The sequence below is a fragment of the Rothia sp. HMSC075F09 genome (assembly GCF_001810515.1).
GTDB lineage: Bacteria > Actinomycetota > Actinomycetes > Actinomycetales > Micrococcaceae > Rothia.
In genome coordinates this window covers 251,919-272,268 of sequence record NZ_KV801798.1, presented here as the reverse complement: position 1 = coordinate 272,268, position 20,350 = coordinate 251,919, and the positions used below count along the sequence as shown (strand labels likewise).

Annotated in this window: 15 protein-coding genes, 2 tRNA genes and 1 other RNA gene; 8 read left to right on the top strand and 10 right to left on the bottom strand. The window is 58.9% G+C overall.

Translation table 11 applies throughout. The features are described 5' to 3' along the window. Positions 1 to 153: 153 nt before the first annotated feature. The 7 genes from HMPREF2749_RS08515 to HMPREF2749_RS08485 all read right to left on the bottom strand — a co-directional run bounded on the left by HMPREF2749_RS08515 (position 154) and on the right by HMPREF2749_RS08485 (position 5,996). Complete coding sequence (locus tag HMPREF2749_RS08515) at positions 154 to 1,692, bottom strand: YifB family Mg chelatase-like AAA ATPase (RefSeq protein ID WP_049337706.1); 1,539 nt, start codon at positions 1,690 to 1,692, stop codon at positions 154 to 156. Then, positions 1,692 to 2,147 carry a YraN family protein gene (locus HMPREF2749_RS08510; protein WP_012903656.1) on the bottom strand — a complete coding sequence of 152 codons (456 nt, stop codon included), beginning with the start codon at positions 2,145 to 2,147 and terminating at the stop codon, positions 1,692 to 1,694. The genes HMPREF2749_RS08515 and HMPREF2749_RS08510 overlap by 1 nt, the downstream gene beginning before the upstream one ends. A gap of 304 nt (positions 2,148 to 2,451) precedes the next feature. Next, positions 2,452 to 2,778 carry a DUF2469 domain-containing protein gene (locus HMPREF2749_RS08505; RefSeq protein WP_049337707.1) on the bottom strand — a complete coding sequence of 109 codons (327 nt, stop codon included), beginning with the start codon at positions 2,776 to 2,778 and terminating at the stop codon, positions 2,452 to 2,454. A 92-nt stretch (positions 2,779 to 2,870) separates the two neighbouring features. Next, positions 2,871 to 3,683, bottom strand: coding sequence for a ribonuclease HII (locus HMPREF2749_RS08500; RefSeq protein WP_070506829.1), 813 nt, complete (start codon positions 3,681 to 3,683; stop codon positions 2,871 to 2,873). 15 nt (positions 3,684 to 3,698) lie between these two features. Further along, a complete protein-coding gene (gene lepB, locus HMPREF2749_RS08495) occupies positions 3,699 to 4,685 on the bottom strand; it encodes a signal peptidase I (protein WP_070594079.1) in 987 nt (328 codons plus the stop codon). Between the two features lie 209 nt (positions 4,686 to 4,894). After that, positions 4,895 to 5,242 carry a 50S ribosomal protein L19 gene (rplS, locus tag HMPREF2749_RS08490; RefSeq protein ID WP_005506264.1) on the bottom strand — a complete coding sequence of 116 codons (348 nt, stop codon included), beginning with the start codon at positions 5,240 to 5,242 and terminating at the stop codon, positions 4,895 to 4,897. A 217-nt stretch (positions 5,243 to 5,459) separates the two neighbouring features. Further along, the gene (locus HMPREF2749_RS08485) at positions 5,460 to 5,996 is read right to left on the bottom strand and encodes a single-stranded DNA-binding protein (RefSeq protein WP_070594077.1); all 537 of its coding nucleotides are present in this window, start codon (positions 5,994 to 5,996) and stop codon (positions 5,460 to 5,462) included. A 397-nt stretch (positions 5,997 to 6,393) separates the two neighbouring features. Here HMPREF2749_RS08485 and HMPREF2749_RS08480 point away from each other — a divergent pair, with 397 nt between their 5' ends. After that, the gene (locus HMPREF2749_RS08480; protein WP_070594075.1) at positions 6,394 to 7,293 is read left to right on the top strand and encodes an HNH endonuclease family protein; all 900 of its coding nucleotides are present in this window, start codon (positions 6,394 to 6,396) and stop codon (positions 7,291 to 7,293) included. A 119-nt stretch (positions 7,294 to 7,412) separates the two neighbouring features. Here HMPREF2749_RS08480 and HMPREF2749_RS08475 read toward each other — a convergent pair. Together HMPREF2749_RS08475 and mptB are read right to left on the bottom strand one after the other, a co-directional pair. After that, positions 7,413 to 7,488 (bottom strand) — tRNA-Arg (locus HMPREF2749_RS08475). A gap of 102 nt (positions 7,489 to 7,590) precedes the next feature. Next, positions 7,591 to 9,264 carry a polyprenol phosphomannose-dependent alpha 1,6 mannosyltransferase MptB gene (gene mptB, locus HMPREF2749_RS08470; protein WP_070594073.1) on the bottom strand — a complete coding sequence of 558 codons (1,674 nt, stop codon included), beginning with the start codon at positions 9,262 to 9,264 and terminating at the stop codon, positions 7,591 to 7,593. A gap of 218 nt (positions 9,265 to 9,482) precedes the next feature. On the opposite strand from mptB, the gene orn reads away from it, so the two are divergent. From orn to def, 3 genes are all read left to right on the top strand, one after another. Next, a complete protein-coding gene (gene orn, locus HMPREF2749_RS08465) occupies positions 9,483 to 10,169 on the top strand; it encodes an oligoribonuclease (RefSeq protein ID WP_070594072.1) in 687 nt (228 codons plus the stop codon). 106 nt (positions 10,170 to 10,275) lie between these two features. Then, a tRNA-His gene (locus HMPREF2749_RS08460) sits at positions 10,276 to 10,348 on the top strand. A 132-nt stretch (positions 10,349 to 10,480) separates the two neighbouring features. After that, positions 10,481 to 11,053, top strand: a complete 573-nt coding sequence (gene def, locus HMPREF2749_RS08455; protein WP_049334074.1) for a peptide deformylase — start codon at positions 10,481 to 10,483, stop codon at positions 11,051 to 11,053. Positions 11,054 to 11,205: 152 nt separating this feature from the next. Here the strand turns inward: def and rnpB are convergent. Beyond that, positions 11,206 to 11,611: RNase P RNA component class A (rnpB, locus tag HMPREF2749_RS08450), an RNA gene on the bottom strand. A gap of 189 nt (positions 11,612 to 11,800) precedes the next feature. On the opposite strand from rnpB, the gene HMPREF2749_RS08445 reads away from it, so the two are divergent. From HMPREF2749_RS08445 to HMPREF2749_RS08430, 4 genes are all read left to right on the top strand, one after another. Beyond that, positions 11,801 to 12,592, top strand: a complete 792-nt coding sequence (locus HMPREF2749_RS08445; protein WP_049337715.1) for a YaaA family protein — start codon at positions 11,801 to 11,803, stop codon at positions 12,590 to 12,592. 375 nt (positions 12,593 to 12,967) lie between these two features. Next, positions 12,968 to 14,035 carry an S-layer homology domain-containing protein gene (locus tag HMPREF2749_RS08440; RefSeq protein WP_070594071.1) on the top strand — a complete coding sequence of 356 codons (1,068 nt, stop codon included), beginning with the start codon at positions 12,968 to 12,970 and terminating at the stop codon, positions 14,033 to 14,035. Positions 14,036 to 14,614: 579 nt separating this feature from the next. Beyond that, positions 14,615 to 16,555: an S-layer homology domain-containing protein gene (locus HMPREF2749_RS08435; RefSeq protein WP_239663329.1), complete on the top strand. Its 1,941-nt coding sequence runs from the start codon at positions 14,615 to 14,617 to the stop codon at positions 16,553 to 16,555. A 231-nt stretch (positions 16,556 to 16,786) separates the two neighbouring features. Further along, positions 16,787 to 20,029, top strand: a complete 3,243-nt coding sequence (locus tag HMPREF2749_RS08430; RefSeq protein WP_070594070.1) for a siroheme synthase — start codon at positions 16,787 to 16,789, stop codon at positions 20,027 to 20,029. Positions 20,030 to 20,350 lie beyond the last annotated feature (321 nt).

The following is a 20,350-nucleotide window of genomic DNA, read 5'->3' as shown; positions in this document are numbered from 1 at the left end:
CGGCGCTGTTTCTCTCAGCCCATTTTCTTTCAATTCGGCCTCTTCAGCTCGTTTTCTGAGCTTCTTCTCACTCATGACGTTCTTCTCCTCTCGTGAGTGATTCCTTCTATAAACCGGCACGCTATGTCAGCTGGCCCTATTTCAGCTGGCGCATTATTTCAATTGCCCCTGCTGCCGCAGAAAAAGCGCCACATCCAGGTGCTCCCGGCTCGGGTAGGCGGCCCCCTCCAAATCGGCGAGAGTCCAGGCGATACGCAGCACCCGGTCGTAGCCGCGAGCCGTCAGCGTTCCGCGGTCCACGGCGGCGTTCAGTTCGCCGGTGAGCTTCGCATCCAGACGCAACGGACCGCGCAAAATCTTGCCGTTCATCTCCGCATTCGTCTTCAACCCGTACGGCTCCAGACGCTCCCGCTGAGCCTGTCGCGCCGCCATGACGCGCTCACGAATCTGCGCCGAACTCTCGTTCACCTGACCGCCCGCAAGCTCCGTGGACGACACCTTCGGAACCGTCACATTCACGTCAATGCGGTCCACCAGCGGGCCGGACAGCCGCCCAAAATAGGCGCGACGCTCACGCGGGGCGCACGTGCACTCCGTACCGGTGCCCACGTTCATGCCGCAGGGGCACGGGTTCGCCGCCAGGATCAGCTGAAACCGCGCCGGATAGGTCGCCGACGCGCTCGAACGATCCAAGGTCACGGTCCCCGACTCCAGGGGCTGACGGAGCGAATCGAGCACCGTGCGTTTGAACTCCGGCGCCTCGTCGAGAAAGAGCACGCCGCGGTGCGCTTTAGACACACAGCCCGGGCGGGGAATGCCGCTACCGCCACCAAGAATCGCCGGCGCGGAGGCGCTATGATGCGGCGCCTCAAAGGGCGGCTGACGCACCAGCTCGCTCAGGTGCTCCCCCGCCGAGCAGAGGGAACGAATAGCGGTCACTTCCATCGCGGCATCATTATCGAGGGTCGGCAGGATGCTCGGCAGGCGCTCCGCCAGCATGGTTTTACCCGAGCCGGGCGGGCCTGTCAGCAGCATATGGTGGCCGCCGGCAGCTGCAATTTCCAGGGCGAAACGGCCCTGTGACTGACCGGCAACATCGCTCATATCGGAGGGAATTTCAGTCGGTTTCGCTACCGGTGCGCTCGCCTCCGTCTGCGGGGCGGGCGGGTAGGTCAGCTTCTGACTCTCCGCGCCGAGCGCGGCAAAAACCTCAGCCAGGCAGCGGAAACCGCTCACCTGCGCGCCGGGAATGAGCGCCGCCTCCTCAGCGTTTTCGGCGGGCACAATCACGCGGTGGTGTCCGGCGTCCACGGCGGCTTTAACTGCCGGCAGGATGCCCGGCACGGGGCGTAGCGTTCCGTCCAGGCCCAGCTCACCCAGGAAGACGCTATCGCCGCTGGGGTGCAGTTTCTTCTCCGCCTGCAGCGCCGCAACCACAATGGCTAGATCGAACGCCGAGCCGCGCTTGGGCAGGGTCGCCGGGGTCAGGTTCACCGTAAGCCGGTGCTGAGTGAGGGTGATGCCGGTGTTTTTCGCTGCGGAGCGCACACGCTCTTTCGACTCGTTGAGGGCGGTGTCAGGCAGACCCAGCAGCACGAAGCCGGGCAGGCCCTGTGAGATGTCAGCCTCAACGTCAACAATGTGCCCGCGCAAGCCCACGAGCGCCACGGAATAGGTGCGTGCGAATCCCATTACGCCACCGCTTTCAGATGCTCGAAGGTAAAGGTTTCGCAAGTTCCGGTCACCGCAATTGCGTCGATGCGAAAGCGCGGAAAATCCAGGTTCTCGCGCAGCCTGCACCAGAGAATCGCCAGCGAGCGCGTGCGGCGCGCCTTATCACGGTCAATGGACGCGAACGGGTGCCCAAAGTCTTCGCTGCTGCGGGTCTTGACCTCAACGAAAACCAGTTCGTCCTCGGGGTCAATGGCGATCAGGTCGAGCTCCCCGCGAATCTGTTCGTGTTCCAGTCCAGCGGGCGGTCGCCAATTCCTCTCCAGAATCCGGTAGCCGTTCGTCTCCAGGATGCGGGCGGTCAGCTCCTCGCCCCACCTACCGACGCTGTGGGCGCGAGGCGAGGTTCTGCGGAGCAGGGGTCTGTTGGGTGCGCTTCGGGTTGCGGCGCGGGCTGTTATTCGGGCTGTTGTCATGGGTCTCTCCCCCGGTAGATAGCGGTAGTGCTTCTACTGTGCCCGCCGCGCGCGTGCCCGAACGCGGTTAACGAAAAACTGTGGATAACCTCGGTTCCCAGAAGGAATTAGAGGTTATCCACAGCCATTTATTTGAAATTTTGGGGCATATTTTTCAAAAACACCGCTCGAGTGCCGATTCGCCGCGTCATATTCGTGCTGGTTTATCACGCAGTTTCATCACGCGGTTTCATCACCCAGCGCTGCCGCCCGGTAGCTCAGCAGCCGCCTGCTTCCCCCGGCAATGCGGTGAATCAGGCGTGAGCTAGGTGTTAAAGTCCGGCATTTCCGGCACGGTGAACTCCTGGTTGGGCAGGCGCTCCTCCACGTTCACGTCACGTACCGAGTAGGCGTGCACCTTCTTCACAAAGCGGTTGGAGCGGAATACATCCCACACCCACACGTCGCTCATGCTCACCTCAAAGTAGAGGGTGCCGTCCTGCACGTGCGGGGTGACGTCCACCTGGTTTGCCAGGTAGAAGCGTCGGTCGGTTTCTACCGCGTAGCTAAAGAGCGACATGACGTCTTTGTATTCGCGGTAGAGCGCCATTTGGGCGTCGGTCTCGTAGTTTTCGAGGTCTTCTGCGCTCACTGCTCTTCCTTTCCTGGTTAGTACTGATTCAGCGGTGGCACGTTAGGTTTTCGCCAGCTTCCGAGGCGCGGTTTTCAGGAGTGCCACGCGCCCTAGCCGCGCTGTGCCGCGGCGGCCTCAATCTGCTCGGCGGTCGCCGGAAGCGACCATGACAGTCGATGCTGCAGGCTGGGGCCCTGCACGCTAATCGCCTCGCGGTGAGCGGCGGATCCGTAGCCTTTGTTCTTTGCCCAACCGTACCCCGGATAGCGGGTATCCAGCTGGACCATCAGCTCATCACGTTCTACCTTCGCTACCACCGATGCGGCGGCAATGGAGGCGCACTTGTAGTCGCCCTTAATGACCATGGTCACCGGCATCTGCGCGGGGTCGCCTGCGCCTTCCCACGCCTGGGCGAGCAGTGCGTTGTAGTGTGCCTGCGCCGGGTCCGGTGCCAGCGCACTGAACAGGTCTTCCTGCGGAGGGGTGAACCAGTCGTGCTTACCGTCCAACAGGGCGGCGTCGGCACGGTATCCGCGGCGCGCCAGCTCTGCGAGCGCACGCTGGGCGGCAAGCCTCAGCGAGAGGGTCATGCCGAGCCGGTCAATGTCTGCCGGTTCCACGTGCCCGACCGCCACGGCGCACCACTGGCGGATTTCGGGAACCATGGATTCGCGGCGTGCCGGTGAGAGCGCCTTGGAGTCGATCAGCCCGCCCACTTCGAGGGTGGCGTCCGGGGTGAGGATTGCGACGCCCACGGTGACCGGGCCCGCCATGGAGCCGCGGCCCACCTCGTCGATTCCGGCAACCGTGCGGGCGCCGGAGGCGAAGAGCTGCTGCTCGTACTCGAGGTCGGCGGCGGGCGGGGTTGCTTTCACGGGCTTAGCTTGAGCGGGTTTCGTTGCGCTCTTCTGAGCGCTCACCATCATTCCCAAGCTCGCTTACTCGCTCGGGGTGGAGGTCGGCTCGGGAACCGAGGAGAACACCGAGCTCTGATCCTGCAGCAGACCGAAGTGGTTCAGCGGCCACGCCACCACGAACACGTTGCCCTGCACGTCGTCCTTGGAGATGAATGCGGTGCCGTCGCTAATGTGGTAGCGGGAGTCAGCGGAGTTGCTGCGGTGGTCGCCCATCACGAAGTACTTGCCGGCGGGCACGGTCACCTTGAAGGGGACCTCCGAGGGCGGGTTGCCCGGGTACAGGTACGGTTCGGTAATCTCTACGCCGTTGACCTTGATTTTGCCGTTGCCGTCGCTTTCGACCACGTCACCGGGAGTACCGATAACGCGCTTGACCAGAAAGTTCGAGGAAGTATCCGGCAGAATACCCGCGAAGGACAGGGCATCCTTGAGCGGGCTGCTGGTCTTCTGGGTAGAGGGAATCCAGCCCTGAGAGTCCTTGAAGACGATGACGTCGCCGCGCTTGGGCTCGCTAAAGTAGGAGCCCGCCACGTTAATGAACACGCGGTCGTTGACCTGCAGGGTCTGCTCCATGGAACCGGAGGGAATGTAGAAGCCGCGCAGCAGGAAGGTCTTGACCAGGAATGCGATGACCAGCGCGTACAGGATGACGGTGCCGCCTTCGCGTGCCTGCACCCAGAGCCATTCGCCGAGGCGGCCTTCTTCCTGCGCCTGGGAGTAGGTCAGCTCCGCCTGTTCGGCGCGCTTTGCCTTGCGGCGTTCCCTAGGGGTCATTTCGGAGAAGTCTTTGGTGGTTTCCACGTCTGCAGCACTCTCCTCATCGGTGGTTTCTTTGTGCTCGGTATTCTTTGCTGCGGCGCTCTGCTCGGTAGCAGCCTTCTCTGCCGCTGCCTTTTCGGCGGCGAGGCGCGCGAAGTATTCTTCCATTTCGCGGCGCTCGCGGCGGCTTTGAGGCTGGTATCCCTCAGGGAAGGGGCTGGTGTTCGCAGTGTTCTTATCGTCTGCCATGCTGGAGTGAGCCTTTCGTTTGAGAGATACCTAGCTCGAGTGAAACGGTACCTAGCTATTGTATCGAGAGTGTTTGCGCTCTTGGGCTTTTATTTTCTGAGAGCGGCAAGGTTCTCAGAAAGCGGGGTCTCAGAATATGCAAAAACCGCTCCTCTCCCGCGGAATGCGGTTGGGGAGCGGTTTGCAACAGAATTCTGTATCTATAAAGATTAGAACTCGCGCTTCTCGCGGATACGAGCAGCCTTACCGTGGCGGTCGCGCATGTAGTACAGCTTTGCACGACGGACGTCACCGCGGGTCACCAGCTCGATCTTCTCGATGGAGGGAGAGTGAACCGGGAAGGTACGCTCAACACCAACGCCGAAGGAAACCTTGCGGACGGTGAAGGTCTCGCGAACGCCTGCACCCTGGCGGCCAACGACGAAGCCCTTGAAGACCTGGATACGGTGGTTCTTACCTTCAACGATCTTAACGTGAACGTTCAGGGTGTCACCGGGGCCGAATGCGGGGACGTCGTCACGGAGGGACTTCTTGTCGAGGAAGTCAAGAGTCTGCATAGTTGTAGATCTCCAGAGTCATCTGCCGCAGGTCAAATAGACTCAGATTGCTCTGCCCCACTGCGGGACAGAAAACTTCATGCTTCGGACAGGATTGGTGCCCGAAGGTTGACATCGTTGGTCGCTCTTCCCCCTGCGGCAGGGGCGTGCCCGATGTCAACACAATGCTCCATTATCCCAATGCACCCGCGTTTATGCAAGCATCCGGGGAGCACTTTTAGAAGGGGGGTTCGTCACTCTGCGCTCCCCCGCCCTGGGATGCACCGTTCTGCGCCGGAGCATACTGCTGCGTGTACTGAGGCGCCTCCTGCAACGGCGCGCCCGAGTGCGGCATACTCTGCTGCGTTGCGTCCTGCTGAGGCGCACCCTGCATGGATCCCTCGTTGACTGTGCGCTTCTCCACGGTGCGGGCGAAGGTGCTCGTACCGTAGTTCAGGTCGTGACCGATGCCGAGGGCATCCACCTCTACGGTAGTGCCCTGCGTGCCGTCTTCGCGGTTCCAGCGGCTAATGCGCTGGCGGCCACTCACGACCAGCGGCTGCCCCTTCTCAATGGAGGTGGCAATGTTCTGGGCGAGGCGGCGGTAGGCTTTCACGGTGTACCAGTTGGTGGTGCCTTCTTTCCAGGTGCCGGTGGCGTCCTGCCAGCGCGGGGTGCTGGCGAGGCGAAAGTTCACGACGGGCACCCCGTTGGGCAGGGTGCTCAGTGCCGGGTCGGAGGCGGTAAATCCGCGGATCAGGATGGTGTCGCTCATGGTTTCTCCTTAGAAACTAGTGGGTGGGTTCTTCCACCCTGCCAGGGCTGAGCTATCCCTGCACCCGGTGATTACCGCTTCTGTGGATAACCTCGCGTTTTACGGTTTTGGGCACCGCCTGTGGATAAAGTTTTTGAACTTTTCACCCCGTTTTTTCAAAATTTGCCCGCGAGCAACACACTCCCTGCAGAAATATGACGACCACTCCCCCGCCGGCATCACGCCCGCGACCCCAAAGCTACCTCCACAAAACCCCACCCCATCCGGCATCGTGACAGGTATCTCAGCATCGGGGCGGCTATTTTTGCCCTCAAGTTCACTATTTCAGCCCCGCGCCCTCTATCCTTGTTGATGCGGTGCACTCAGCCGCATCCCATCTACCCGCCTTGGAGAATCCGTGAGCAAAAAGCCCGCGAACAACAACCTGCCCTCCCTGCAGGAACTTCAGCAGCTACAGCGCAACCTACCCAAGCTGCCCGATTCGATGGACCCGCAGAAGAAGCGCCTCATATACGGTCTACTCGCCGTGCTTGCCGTGATTGTGCTGATTATTGGCCTGGTCTACGTGAGTAAGAACGGTGTGGACGGCCTGCTCGGTTCGGATGCGACGACCTCCGCCACCGACGAGGAAGAAACCACCGTTGCCACGGAAACCCTCGCTGAGGTCAAGAACCCGTACAAGGCAGTTGACCCCGCGACCGCGCTCGCACCGGATCTGGCGACCGCGAAGAGCGAGCTGGCATCCCTGCAGGTGAAGGAACGCGCGTCGAAGGCTGGCTACTCTCGTGAACAGTTCGGCCCCGCCTGGGATGACGTTGACGGTAACAAGTGCAACACTCGCGACGACATTCTGCGCCGCGACCTGACCAATCTTCGTTTCAAGGTCAGGACCCACGCATGCACCGTAATTAGCGGCACGCTGGATGACCCGTACACCGGCAAGACCATCGAGTTCAAGCGCGGCAAGAAGACCTCCTCGGCCGTGCAGATTGACCACGTGGTGGCCCTTTCGAACGCATGGCAGACCGGCGCGCAGGATCTGACCGCAGAGCAGCGCCGCCAGCTGGCGAACGACCCGGAGAACCTGCTCGCTGCAGACGGCCCGGCGAACCAGCAGAAGTCCGATGCGGACGCCGCCGACTGGCTGCCGAGCAACACCGCCTACCGCTGCACCTACGTGGCACGCCAGGTGCACGTGAAGGCGAAGTACAAGCTGTGGGTGACCGCGGACGAGAAGAAGGTCATGGAGCGCGTGCTCAACTCCTGCAAGGACACGAACCCTACTAAGAAGAAATAGTCCCGACCAAGAAGTAGCCTCCCGGCACCGCCTCCTTACATACGGCGGCACACAAACGTCAAAGCATAAAGAAAACCGCCTCGCACCCTGAGTTTTGGGTGCGAGGCGGCTTTCTTATGTGGCGCCCCAGGAGGGAATCGAACCCCCGACCAAGAGATTAGAAGGCTCCTGCTCTATCCTCTGAGCTACTGAGGCCTTCCTCTAGGGTACATGAGAATTTATGCTTCTCATGCACAGCGCATCTCACGCGGGGCTGTTCCACTGAGCTAAGCCAGGCTGGCGAACTAGGAGTTCGCGCTAGGAACCTACCTTGGCGGCTTCCCGTTCTGCCTTCTTCACCTCGCGGCGGCGTGCACGGCGGCTTGATGCGCCGGGGAACAGCTGCCACCACAGGCGGATGGTGGTGCGGCGAATCTGCGTGGGGTGCAGGCTCACGTACACCAGGCGGCGGGTTGCCGGGTCGAGGGCGACCAGGTAGATGATGTAGCCCAGGCAGATGACGGTCGCGATGAGTCGGCCCATGTCCTGGTTGAAATCGCGCAGGTAGGGAGAGACGTTCAGCTGGTCGCTCACACCGTACGCCATGAAGAACAGCGTGGTGATGAAGTACCACATGAGCTGGAAGTGCGAGCGCAGGCCGGTTGCGGCGAGCATCGGGATTGCCCAGAGCAGGTACCAGGGCTGAATCATGGGGCTGCACAGGAGCATGAACAGGATGGCGAGGCCAGCGTGGCGCACGATGTTGCGGTCGCGTCCAACGAATGCCATTGCTACCGCGCCGAGCATGCCGATGCCCTTGCCGACGGTCTCGATGAGCTTGCGGATGACCTCGAAGGCGTCGCCCTGAACGAACAGGGAGGCGGCACCGATGACCAGGCCGAAGGGGGTGTACCAGATGTACTGGCCGCCGGTGGTGGACAGTGCCTTAATCCAACCGAATTCCAGTCCGGTCACCCAGCCCATGAGCGCCATTTCGGCAAGCAGCAGCACACCGGAGAGCGCCCAGAAGATGAACTTGCGCGGCCAGGAGGCGTTCTTACCCGCCCAGAGCAGACCCACGAAGGGCAGCACCACGAGGGCGAGCGGCTTGACGGCAACGCCGAGGGCTACGAAGGTCACACCGAGCGGGCCACCCCACCAGGTGTCGCGGTAGCGCTTAGCGTAGTAGAGGCCACCGAGCATGAACATGGTCATGAGCGAGTCGTTGTGGCCGCTGGCGATGAACGATGCGATGAACAGAGGGTTCGGGCCGATCTGCCAGAGGGCGCGGACCTGGTTGAAGCCGTGTGCCTTGGCAAGTTTTGCTACGTAGAAGAGGATGCCGATGACCGCGAGCACGGAGAGCAGGCGGAAGTAGAAGAGGGAGAGGTCGATGTTCTCCCCCGCCAGGCGCACAATCCACTCTTCGAGCTTGAGGGAGACCGGTCCGTACGGGGGCGGGGATTCCGCCCACATGGGGTCCGCACCGTTCTGCATGAAGTTCGAGATTTCGGAGACACCGTGCTTGTACGGGTTGAGGCCGTGCGCCATGACCATGCCCTGACCGTAGTAGGAGAACATGTCGCGGCTGTAGATGGTGAACGCGAAGACCTGCGGCAGGGACCAGCTGACGGTGACCGCAATCATCCACCGCATGGTGTTGGGTTCGTTCCAGTCGCCCATCTTCTGGTAGATGCGCAGCCATTCGCGGCACATAATCATAGCGCCGAGGGCGAGCAGAATAATGCCGGTGATGACCCATGCGGCTTCGAATCGGATGGCTCGAATAATGTCGTAGCGCCAGAAGCTGGAGCTGTCGGCGAGCCAGCCGACGGCGTAGGAGCCGAGGGTGACCATGATGGAGCCGATGGTGCCGATAATCACCGTGCGCAGACGGTGGTTATTGACGTAGTCCAAGAGTTTGGGTGAGAGAGGTGCGTCGTGTGCGCCGGGGGTGGTGAGCCGGTGTGCTAGCTCCTTTGGTGCGCGCATAACTCCCTTTCTGTCTGCATCGTCGTTCTGGTTTTTATCATACCCGAGCGGCTCTGAGCACCCGGCGGATTCGCTGTTGCGGTAGAACTAGCGGACAGGGCGGCGGACGCATCGGTGGGCGTATCCGTTCCCCTATTTCTGGTCGGCTGAGCATACTGCGTGTGCTTTTATGACAGGCGGGGAGGCTGGTCGGCGACGTTTGGGGGTAGAGTGGGAGGGTGAGTATTTCTAGTGAACGTATTGTATGGATTGACTGCGAGATGACCGGCTTGGACGTGGAGAATGATGCTCTCGTCGAGGTGGGTGTTCTGGTCACGGATGCCGATTTGAACATTCTGGGTTCTGGCGTTGAGTTCGTCATTAAGCCCGGTGATGAGTCTCCTGCCGGTGCGCTGGAGAACATGAATGATTTTGTGCGTTCGATGCATGAGGCGTCGGGTCTGCTGCCCGATATTGAGCACGGTGTGTCGATGGATTACGCGCAGGAGCAGGTGCTTCGTTACATCAAGAAGTATGTTCCGGTGGCGGGCAAGGCGCAGCTGGGCGGCAACTCGGTGGGCATGGATAAGCGTTTCTTGGAGCGCTACATGCCCGAGGTCATGGCGCACCTTCACTACCGTGTGATTGATGTGTCGACCATTAAGGAGCTGGCGGCGCGCTGGTATCCGGCGGCTCGTCATAGTGCCCCGGCGAAGACCGGTAACCACCGCGCGCTGGGCGATATCAAGGATTCGATTGATGAGTTGAAGTATTACCGCCGCGCCATTTTTGTGCCGCAGGGCCCGGATGCAATTGCTTCGGCGCAGATTGCGCGTGAGGTGGAGGCGGAGCGTGCCGCACGCGAGTCGGCTGAGCGCGAGGCTGAGGCATCCGCTTCTGAGGCGGCAGAGGCGTCCGAGGCGTAAGCACAGCATGTAACGAGCATCACGGCTTTTCAACTTGGCAGGTTTCTGAATCTCCTGTACAGTAGTATCCGTTGCATATCGCAAGGGAAACCAAGCGAAGCACATGGTGGTCGTAGCTCAGTTGGCAGAGCGCCTGGTTGTGGTCCAGGAGGTCGCGGGTTCAACCCCCGTCGATCACCCCGATAGAAAGGGTCGTTATGGTTATCCGTAACGACCCTTTCGCTTACCCTCAATCCGGTTCACCCGCACACGGTGTACCCGGCAAGTTCCCACTCAACAGTTCCCGTTCAACACAAGCAAAGGATAATTCCGTGGCTATTCGCCCCATCGTTATTCACGGCAACCCCGTTCTGCACCGCCCCGCGGCACCCGTCACCGAGTTTAATGATGAGCTCAAGGAGCTCGTGGCTGACATGTACGAGACCATGGACGCATCCAACGGTGTGGGCCTGGCGGCACCGCAGATTGGTGTGGGCCTGCGCATCTTCACCTACAAGATGGAGAATGAGGACGGCGTTCCCCCGCGCGGCTGCATCATCAACCCGGTACTGACCCTGGGCAAGATTTCTACCGCTGACCCGGACCCGTACGAGGAGGAAGAGGGCTGCCTGTCCTTCCCCGGTTACGGCTTCCCCCTCAAGCGCGCCGAGTGGGTGACCGTGAACGGTCTTGACGAGCACGGCAACCCCGTCCACTTTGAGGCGACCGGCTGGTTCGCACGCTGCATGCAGCACGAAACCGACCACCTGGACGGCAAGCTGTACGTGAACCGCCTGAACAAGAAGTGGACCAGCAAGATGAAGAAGGTCGTGAAGAAGGAAGGCTGGACCGTCGACGGTAACTCGTGGATGCCCGGCGTGGATCCGGATCCGTTCGGCCACTAATCGCTGACTCACTCAATCAGAGCCTCTCCAGCTTTTCGGTAGAGGACTCTTAGACAGAGCATAAACGAAGACCGCGAATGCACTCTCAAGCGCATTCGCGGTCTTCGTTTTCCCATCAACTGATGATGTTTTCCATCAGCCAACGGTAGCGTGAAACGGGTCATCCTATGAGCCGGGTTCTGTCTAAAACGCCGCCCGAAGGGGCGTTTCGAGGCAATCATCTATCTAGAACGTACGTTGCCGCACGTCTCAAGCAGCCTACCCGAATACGCACCCCACCTCCGTAAAGGAAGCTGACGGGGATCGGGCGCACTACCCTACCATGGCGTATTCTGTTTGACCTTGCTCCGAATGGGGTTTACCTAGCCGGGCACGTCACCGCGCCCGCTGGTGGTCTCTTACACCACCCTTTCACCCTTACCGCGGCGAACCGCGGCGGTTTACTTTCTGTGGCACTGGCCTGCGGGTTACCCCGAGTGGATGTTATCCACCATCCTGTGCTGTGGAGCCCGGACTTTCCTCGAAGCACGTGTTCCTCGCGATTGCCCAGACGGCCCGTTTCACCCAACCCATTATACGCACACCCTTGGAGGTGGCTATGTTCCGGGTTCCCTCGCGGGTGCTTAGGGGTACACGGAGGCGCATTAGCGGCCTCGCGGGCGCGCTGTCGTCTCGCACAACTACACTGCGCCTCGTAGCAGCCCTGCACCTCGTAGCAGCCCTGCGTCTCGCGGGTACACTGGAGAGATGCTGATTCTTCTTCCCCCGTCCGAAGGTAAAACTCCCGCCCCCGCAGGCAACGCACCCGTATGCTTTGCTGACCTCTCGTTCCCCGAACTGACCGCCGAGCGTGAGAGCGTCCTGGAGGAGCTGGCAACGGTTAGCTCGGGCCCCGATGCTCTCACGGAGCTCAAGGTGGGTGCTTCCCTCGCAGCAGAGGTGGAACGCAATACGCGCCTGCTGACCGAACCTGCACAGCCCGCGATCCGCACCTACACGGGTGTGCTCTTTGAGGCGCTGGATTATGCGAGCTTCTCCCCCGCCGAACGCGATGCCGCGCACTGGTCGTTGCTGATTTCTTCGGCGCTGTGGGGTATTCTGCGCCCCGAGGACGCAATTCCCGCCTACCGCCTGTCGATGGGCGTGAAGCTGGGTTCGGTGGGTGCGCTTGCATCCTTCTGGAAGGGTGCGTTGGGTACCGCACTGGAGGCAACCGCGAAGGACCAGCTGATTCTGGATTGCCGCTCTGCAGCGTACGCGAAGTCGTGGGTGACTCCCCCGTCGCAGACTCTGGCGGTTCGCGTGGAGCGTGTGGCGGCTGATGGGTCGCGTAAGGTCGTCTCGCATATGGCGAAGCATTATCGTGGCTTGTTTGCGCGCTACCTGATTCAGTCGGGTTTGGCGGCTCGTCCTATTGATGGTTCTACGGCTGGTATTGCCGAATTTTTGGAGGCGATCAGCGCGGACTGGTCGGTGGAGTGCACCCTGCCGACGGCGCGTAAGGCAGGCGTTTTGACGTTGCTGGTACATGAGCAGTAGGTCGCCCAACTATTTGTTTTCGCCTATTTTTTGCATCATATTGAAAATTTTTTAACTATTTTTCTAGGGGCTTAAGTCTGTATTTCCCCCTGTAAAACCACATTTCCCCACATTAAGCGGGTAGGTTTTTGCGGGGCAGAAGACGGGTAGTGTCTATCTATCCGCCTTCTTTTTGTGCACAGAAGTGCTTATAGTATTAAACGTCTCGCCATTGGTGGCGGGTACATCACTCACTAGCATTCACATTCTCAACTCAGCACACATGGAAACACGTCACGCCGCGTACGCATAGCAAACGACTAGAGGCTTAACCAATGGTTATTGGTTTGCTAGCGTAGAAGTAACCACTCAGAAACACATCGATGGGACAATGATATGTCTACTTTTTCCTCTCGTCGCGCCCTTTTTAAGGGTGCGGCAGCACTAACAGTCGCTGGCGCTTTGGGTGCGCACCATGCCGGCGAGCAGAGCGCCCAGGCTGCCACCTTGGACGTTATGACCACCCCGCTGACGTTCAAGATTACCGAGGCGTCGTTTGATATTAGCGGCTTCAACCTCAGCTACGAGATTACAGGCCTGCAGGCTGTGCTTGATACTGGCCTGTACACCCCATACATTGAGGCTGGCTACTACACCAAGGAGAAGGGCTTCACGCAGTTCTACTTCTTCGCTCTTGAGCCGAAGAAGCGCATCGAGAATGACCCCTACGTGAGGCACCACGTCATTTCTCGCGAGGTCACTGGTGGCCCGAAGGCGGACTACGGGATTCGCTTGTCTCTTCGTCCGCGCCGTGAGCAGTACACCATCCTGCGTACTATTGAGGTTCGCCCGACGATTAACACTGAGTTTGCGTGGGCACCTTTCATTGTGGATATTGATATGGATGGCGAGTACGCTCCCGATATCTACAGGTCATGTAAGGCAAAGGTTTTGCTACTCGATAAGGAACGTTGCTTCTACCCTAAGCGTGCGGTGACCCGCAGCGATCTGATGGATGCAATCTACCGAGGCGCCCGCTCGCCGAAGGTTAAGCTTCCGGCGCGTTCCCCGTTCCCGGATGTGTCCCCGAAGGATGAGCGTTACCCGGCATACATTTGGGCATACCAGAATGGTCTGACCTCGGGTTGGTCTGACGGTAAGATGCACCCGGAGGCGGTGGCTAGCCGCGCTACGATGGCAGCGTTCTTCTACCGTTACTTTATGCTTACCCCCGGCCGTCGTCCTTCGTGGTTCCGTCCCACTACCCCGCAGGACATGAAGCCGGGTGCCCCGTTCTACACCGAGTCGGTGTGGCTGCACTCGTCGGTGAATATTGATACGAGCTTTCACAATAAGAGCAAGGATTTCCGTCCGACCAAGATTGCTACCCGCGAGGAGCTGGCTCGTGTCCTGTCAATGCTGGACATGATTGACATCCCCAGTAGCCCTTATATCGATGCTTAAGATTTGGCAGGTGCCGTGAACCGGGCGGTTAACCTACATGTTTTAGCTTGGGTTGATCTCTGAGAACAGCAGCTGAAGATAGTGGCCTATGGCCTATAGAAGGGGCGGCGAGAGTTTTTCTCTCACCGCCCCTTTTTGTATGCCCCTTTTTTTCGTGTGCCCGTTTTCTGGTGCAGGCGCTGCTGGGTGCGGTTTTTAGTGCTGGTGATGCTTCCATTTTTGTCTCTCTATTGTGTGGTCTTTTTGGGGGTCGGGCTTTGTATAAAACCGGGGGCGTAATTTTCGAATTTTTTGTCTTATAACTCTTATTGGAATGTTTTTCTCGTGTTTTCATTGAATGTCTAAGACGCGGGTTGGTAGGCTGAAATTGCACTTCAGCATGCCGCCGCTACGGGTCCTCCACGATGTGGATTTGGCGTAGGCTCAGCGCGGTGGACTGTCACTCATTGATCCTCTCAACTTCTTTTCTCATTCACCCTCATTCATGCAGAAAATTCAGATTGGATAATGATGTCCTCATTCTTTAAGCCTGCCCGTGGCGCACGCCGAAAAGTTGCGGGCGCTTCCCTGGCGTTGGGTTTGACTCAGCTGTTGGGCGTGTCTCCGCTGTTGGCTTTGACGCCGGTGGCGGCCCAGCCGGCGCCCGCCTCCCCTGTGAACACGCAGCAGGCAACTACTCAAGAAACACCGGCCCGTCAGATGCCTCAAGTGCAGGGTGGCGATCCCGCCTCTGAGCTGGAGAACATTGATTTGAAGGTCACGACAGGCCCCCTCAACATTTCTCAGGGCGGTATCGTGTCGGTGACAACCTCTCCGTTGAGCGCCGAGTTTAGGCAGAAGTACACGTTCCACGAGCTCGCGTTGGTGGAACGTGGTTCCACGTACGTCCATGTCGGGCATCATAATTATGTTCCCCTCACTCAGTACGGTGGGATGGTCGAGGACCTCAAGCAGCAGGGTAATGTGCGAGAGAACCCGGATGGCAGCCTCACTTTCACGCTCGTTGTTCCCGCCCATATTGTTGAGGCTAAAGAGGGGACTCTCTTCGATACGGTACTGACGTATTACCCGTCGAATGAGTATGCGCCGGATCCGTTGACGTGGTCGAATCGCCGGGTAGTCCGCACTCCTACCGATGTGGTGCAGGACGCTAAACCTACGAAGACCACCTACCTTTTCAGTTCATCTTCTATCGAGCACCCGGAAGAGGATACAACCCTGACGGTTGAGGGTTTCCATATCCTCTCGAAAAGCACCTTTTGGGGTCCTGAAGGCCCGGCGGTCCTGACCCTCTATGAGGTTGATCCGGTGACCGGGCAGGGTATTGGTTCGCCTGTGTTTATGCAGAATCTGAATTACACCAGGTGCAATCAGTACTGTGATAGTTTCTTGAACGACCATTTCAGTACGGCTATCACGATTCCCGGGGGTACTCTCAAAGCGGGCAGGCTGTACAGGATTGGTTTCTACGGCGGTGGTTATCCTGGCCCGGGTTCCGAGGAATACCCTGGTGCATGGATGACCGATGTGGCAGATTTCATCCCGGTAGGTACCCCGGAGCAAGATGCAGCTCCCACCAGCATCTACGTCTCGGGAGATAAGATGAGCCCTTATCGCGAGAATAATACTTTGAAGGTGACTGTTTTGGGTCTGCCGCCGCTGACCAAGGGCTACTACCGTTTCTCCTTGCAGCCGATTGATGATCATGGCCGTCCGACCGGGCAGAAGTCTTGGGAGAAAGTGATTCCTGCCGAGAGCATTCAGAAGGGTCGTACGGCGCAGACGCTTTCTCTTCCCGGCTATGCCCTGAATTTTGAGGTGGCCTATAGGCTCTTTGTGGAGAAGGTAACCCCAAATCAGGGTGACGCTGTCGATTCGGTTGAGCAGGTTGCTTCCAAAGATCTGGACTTGGATATCAGTCAGGAACGGGAAATGGAGGCTGCCAGGAAATGGATTGTGAACCGTCAAATTCTGCCAGGCTACCCCACTGATCGCGATTGGGAATCAGTGAACCGCCGTTCTGTGACGGTGGCACTGTACCGGTTAGCGGGTGCGCCGCAGGTTGAGCTTCCTGCAGTCAGCCCTTACACGGATATTACGCCGGATGACCCTGACTATACCGCGATTATTTGGGCTCGTCAGCGGGGTATTACGTTCGGCTGGGTTGATGGTCGCTTCCACCCGAATGAGCCGCTTTCGGACCGTTCCACGGCTGCGTTCCTCTACAGGTATCAGCGATCCCAGGGGGAGGCGTCGCCAAGCTTACCGACGTCTCCTTCACTACCGGACTCTAACCCGAAGAAACAGAAGCATTTCCCGCTTAGCTCTCATTGGCGGCTCTGGATCAGCCCGGAGACTGCTTTTTCACGTGAGTCTCGCTGGGCTATTGAGCAACGTATCTGGGGTTACATGCCTGATCAAGGTTACTTCTATGAGAGCTTTGACGGCTTCAAGATGTCGTACCGTCAGGTGGCTGTGATGCTGTACCGTATGGAGCACGGAGGCAGCCACCTCAGGTAACGCCCGGTCGCGGTGAGGGGGTAACCGGTGGGCTGGGATGCTCGACGTAGTTCGGCTTTTCAGCCCGCCGGTGCCGCCTCGGTTGCCCTCTCACCAGCGATCTCTCTTGCCTGACACCAGGCTTTACGGGTCTCCCCTAGCCTGGCTTTTCAGAATCTATCCGCTCAACTTCTTCACTCACTTCATCTACTCACTCACTTCAATCACCGTATAAATTTTGTAGATGGGATTATGATGTCTTCATTTTTCGCCCCACGAGGTGCCCCGCACCATTCTGATACCCCGCGCCACCCGGCGAGCGCCCGCGCGCTCAGCCTGTCGCTGTTGCTGGGTTTGAGCCCGCTTGCAGGTCTTACTCCTGCGGCGCTGGCAGCGCCTCAAGAAACACCCGCGCAGAACGCGCCTGCCCAGAACAAACCTGCGCAGAACGAACCTGCGCAGAACACTCCCGTGCAAGGTGATAAGCAGGATGCTTCCCTGCCGACCCTGCGCGTGTCCAGCGGTTCCCTCGACATTCTTCACGGCGGTACCGTGCACGTGGAGGGTACCGGGCTGAGCCCCGAGTTCTTGGCGCATCATGAGCTGCGTAGCCTCACGATTGCCCCGAAGGGCTCTTCGACCTACGCTAACCCCTACCAGAAGCTTGATCACCGCGGCCTTGTCTTTGACGCCCCGAAACCGGCTGCTGACGGCAGTTTCAGCGCTGACCTGACGGTTCCGGCGAATAGCCTACCGGCAAACCTGGAATACGAGATCATTCTCACCTACCGCCCTGTAGATGATGCGCACCCTTACGCGTGGAACACTGAGGATCGCGTCCGTACGGCGCTGCCGGTGGAGTTCAACCTCCCGAAGGCTGTCCTTCCCTCCATCACCTATGATGTTTCGGCTATTTCTGAGGAGCAGATTGCTTCCGGTCAGCCGATTGAGGTGACGTTGACGGGTACCGGTTTTCAGGATGTCAGCTCCGTGAAGTTCACCTTGTCCGAGCATGATGAGCAGGGAAAGGTCACGAACGATAATGTGGCTTCGCTTGGTGAACTGAAGGCACCGGATACGGAAGAGAATCAGCGCATTTTCAAGGGCCTGATTCCTAACGGCTATTTCCAGAAAAAGGTCACTATCCCCGCGGGAGTTCTGAAGTCCGGTAAGGGATATTCCCTGGGTGTTTCCGGTGTAGAAACCCACGGGTGGAATAAGCTGACGCGTAAGTTCCCCTTCGTTCCGGTGGGCAATAACCCTGCGCGCATGGCGTATCAGGATAATTCGTTCAGGAATACCCTGCCGAAGGTATCTGTTGCTGCGCAGGATTTTGATCCCGGTCAGGACCGCGTCTATAAGGTGACTATTTCTAATATTTCACCCGAGGTTGACCTGGGGTACTACATTGACTCTGTGTCGATTTATAACGCTACCTCTGGTGAGCAGGGATATTTTGCGAGGAATGATGTAGCGGGTCAATACTATAAGCGTGACGAGCTGGTAACCCGCAATGCTGACGGCACTCTGACCGTGGAGGTTGAGTATAAGGCTCATGGTGATTCCTACAATAGGCCTTCTTCTCGCGGTTCGATGGCTGAAGTGCGTGTGGTGTTCTCGGACTCTCAGTATTCGTACGGTAGCCATAAGTTCACGGTGAGCGCGCAGCTTCCGATGGCGCCTCTTGCCGCTGATGCTGTTGATTCGGAGAACCCGGGGAATGTTGAGTTGAAGGTGACTTCGGGAACCCTCAATATTTCTCAGGGCGGTACGGTGTCGGTGACGACTTCCCCGTTGAGCCCCGAGTTCCGTAAGAAGTACACTTTCTACGAGCTGGCTCTGGTGCAGCGCGGGTCGGTGTACGTGTATGCGGAGCACAATAGTTATGAGCCTCTCGACGAGTACGGCGGAATGCTCAAGGATTTGGTGCATCAGGTGCGGGAGAACCCGGACGGTAGCCTCACCTACACGTTTAAGGTTCCCCCGCAGTACGTTGAGGCTGCCGACGGTGAGCTCTTCGATGTGGTGATGACGTACTACCCGTCGGATGAAACTGAGCCGGAACCTTCGAGTAGGTCGAACCGTTTGTATGCCCGCGCCCATATTGATGTGGTTCAGGAAGCGCAGCCGACCCGTGGAACCTACACCTTCAGTCAGTCCGCTATCGATAACCCGTGGAAGGATACGACGCTGCGGGTTGAGGGACGCCATATCCTCTCCCAGGCTAGTGAAATGGTTGGTAATGATTGGCCGGTCATCGCTATCTATGAGGCTGACCCTGCAACGGGAAAGATGGTGGGTGAGCCTGTGTTCACTCAGCGGGATGACTACACGTACTACGGGGTTAACACCAGGTGGTTCCGCAATAACTATTTCAGTGCGGAGCTGAAGATTCCTGCGGGTACGTTGAAGCCGGGCAAGCTCTACTTTATTGGTATGTATGGGAACGGGGTGCCTTACCCCGGCATGGAAGATTCTCCGGGTTCTATGCTGAATGATGTTGCGGAGTTCCTTCCGGTGCATTCTCCCGAGCAGGACTCTGCGGGGCCCACGCTGCACCTTGGGTCGGTGGGCCTGAGCCCTTATGCGCAGACGAACTTGTTTACGGCGCGCGCTACCGGGCTTTCTGATCCGGGTGAAGGATCGTACCGCCTCTCGGTGCAGCATGTTGATGAGCAGGGGCGTTTGACCGGTCAGACGGTGTTCCAGCAGGCAATCCCGGCTGACCTCATCAAGGACGGCAGGGCGGAGCTGAATCTGACGATCGCTCAGCCGCTGAGCTATTCGGGCACTTATCGTCTGGTCTTGGAGAAGGTCACCCCCGGTAAGGATGGTGCCGGCGAGTCGGTGGAGCAGCTTGCTGTCGAGGATATTCCTCTGAAGCTGACGCGTGAGGATGAGTTGCAGGCGGCTGAGCAGTGGTTTGCTGATCGTGATATTTTGCCTAATCCTTCGCCGATGTCCTGGCATAGCGGTATGACGCGCCACGATGTGACGGTGTCGCTGTACCGTCTGGCGGGTTCCCCGAAGGTTGAGCTGCCTGCTTTTAGCCCGTACGCGGATGTGGCAACAAGCGACCCGGACTACGCCGCGTACATTTGGGCTCGTCAGAAGGGCATTACCTTCGGCTGGGCGGATGGCAAGTTCCACCCGGAGGTGAAGCTTTCGGCCCCGTCGACGGTGGCGTTCCTGTACAGGTATCAGAAGGCGATGGGTCAGGCCATTCCGAAGGCACCGACCTCTGCCTCGCTGCCGAAGAACAGTAGCCTGCCGGGCAATAATGACGCACCCCGGAGTGCTAGCGGCTGGCAGCATAAGGTTCGTCAGGGTAGCGCTTTCTGGCGTGAGGCTCAGTGGGCTGTTGATCACCGCATGTGGGGTTACCGCATTGACGGGGAATACGCTTATGAGGACTTTGATAGGTCTTTCGTTTCCGCTGGTGATTTGGCGTTGATGCTCTACCGTTTGGAGCACGGCGGCAGCCACCTCAGGTAGCGCGGTCGTGGTAACCGGTGGGCTGGAATGCTCGACATAGTTCGGCTTTTCAGCCCACCGGTGTTGCTTCTGTTTTTCTTCCCTGCCTCTGCGAGTTCTTGTGCCCGACACCGGGCTTTACGGGGCTTCTTCTCCCCTGTTCGAGGTTTTTCTTCTCACGCTTTATCCGCTCAACTTCTTCACTTGCTTCGTCTACTCGCTCGCTTCACTCACCGTACAGTTTTTTGTAGATGGGATAATGATGTCTTCATTCTTCACACCACGAGGCGCCCGGTGCCGCTCAACTGCGCCGCGCCACCCGGCGAGCGCCCGCGCGCTCAG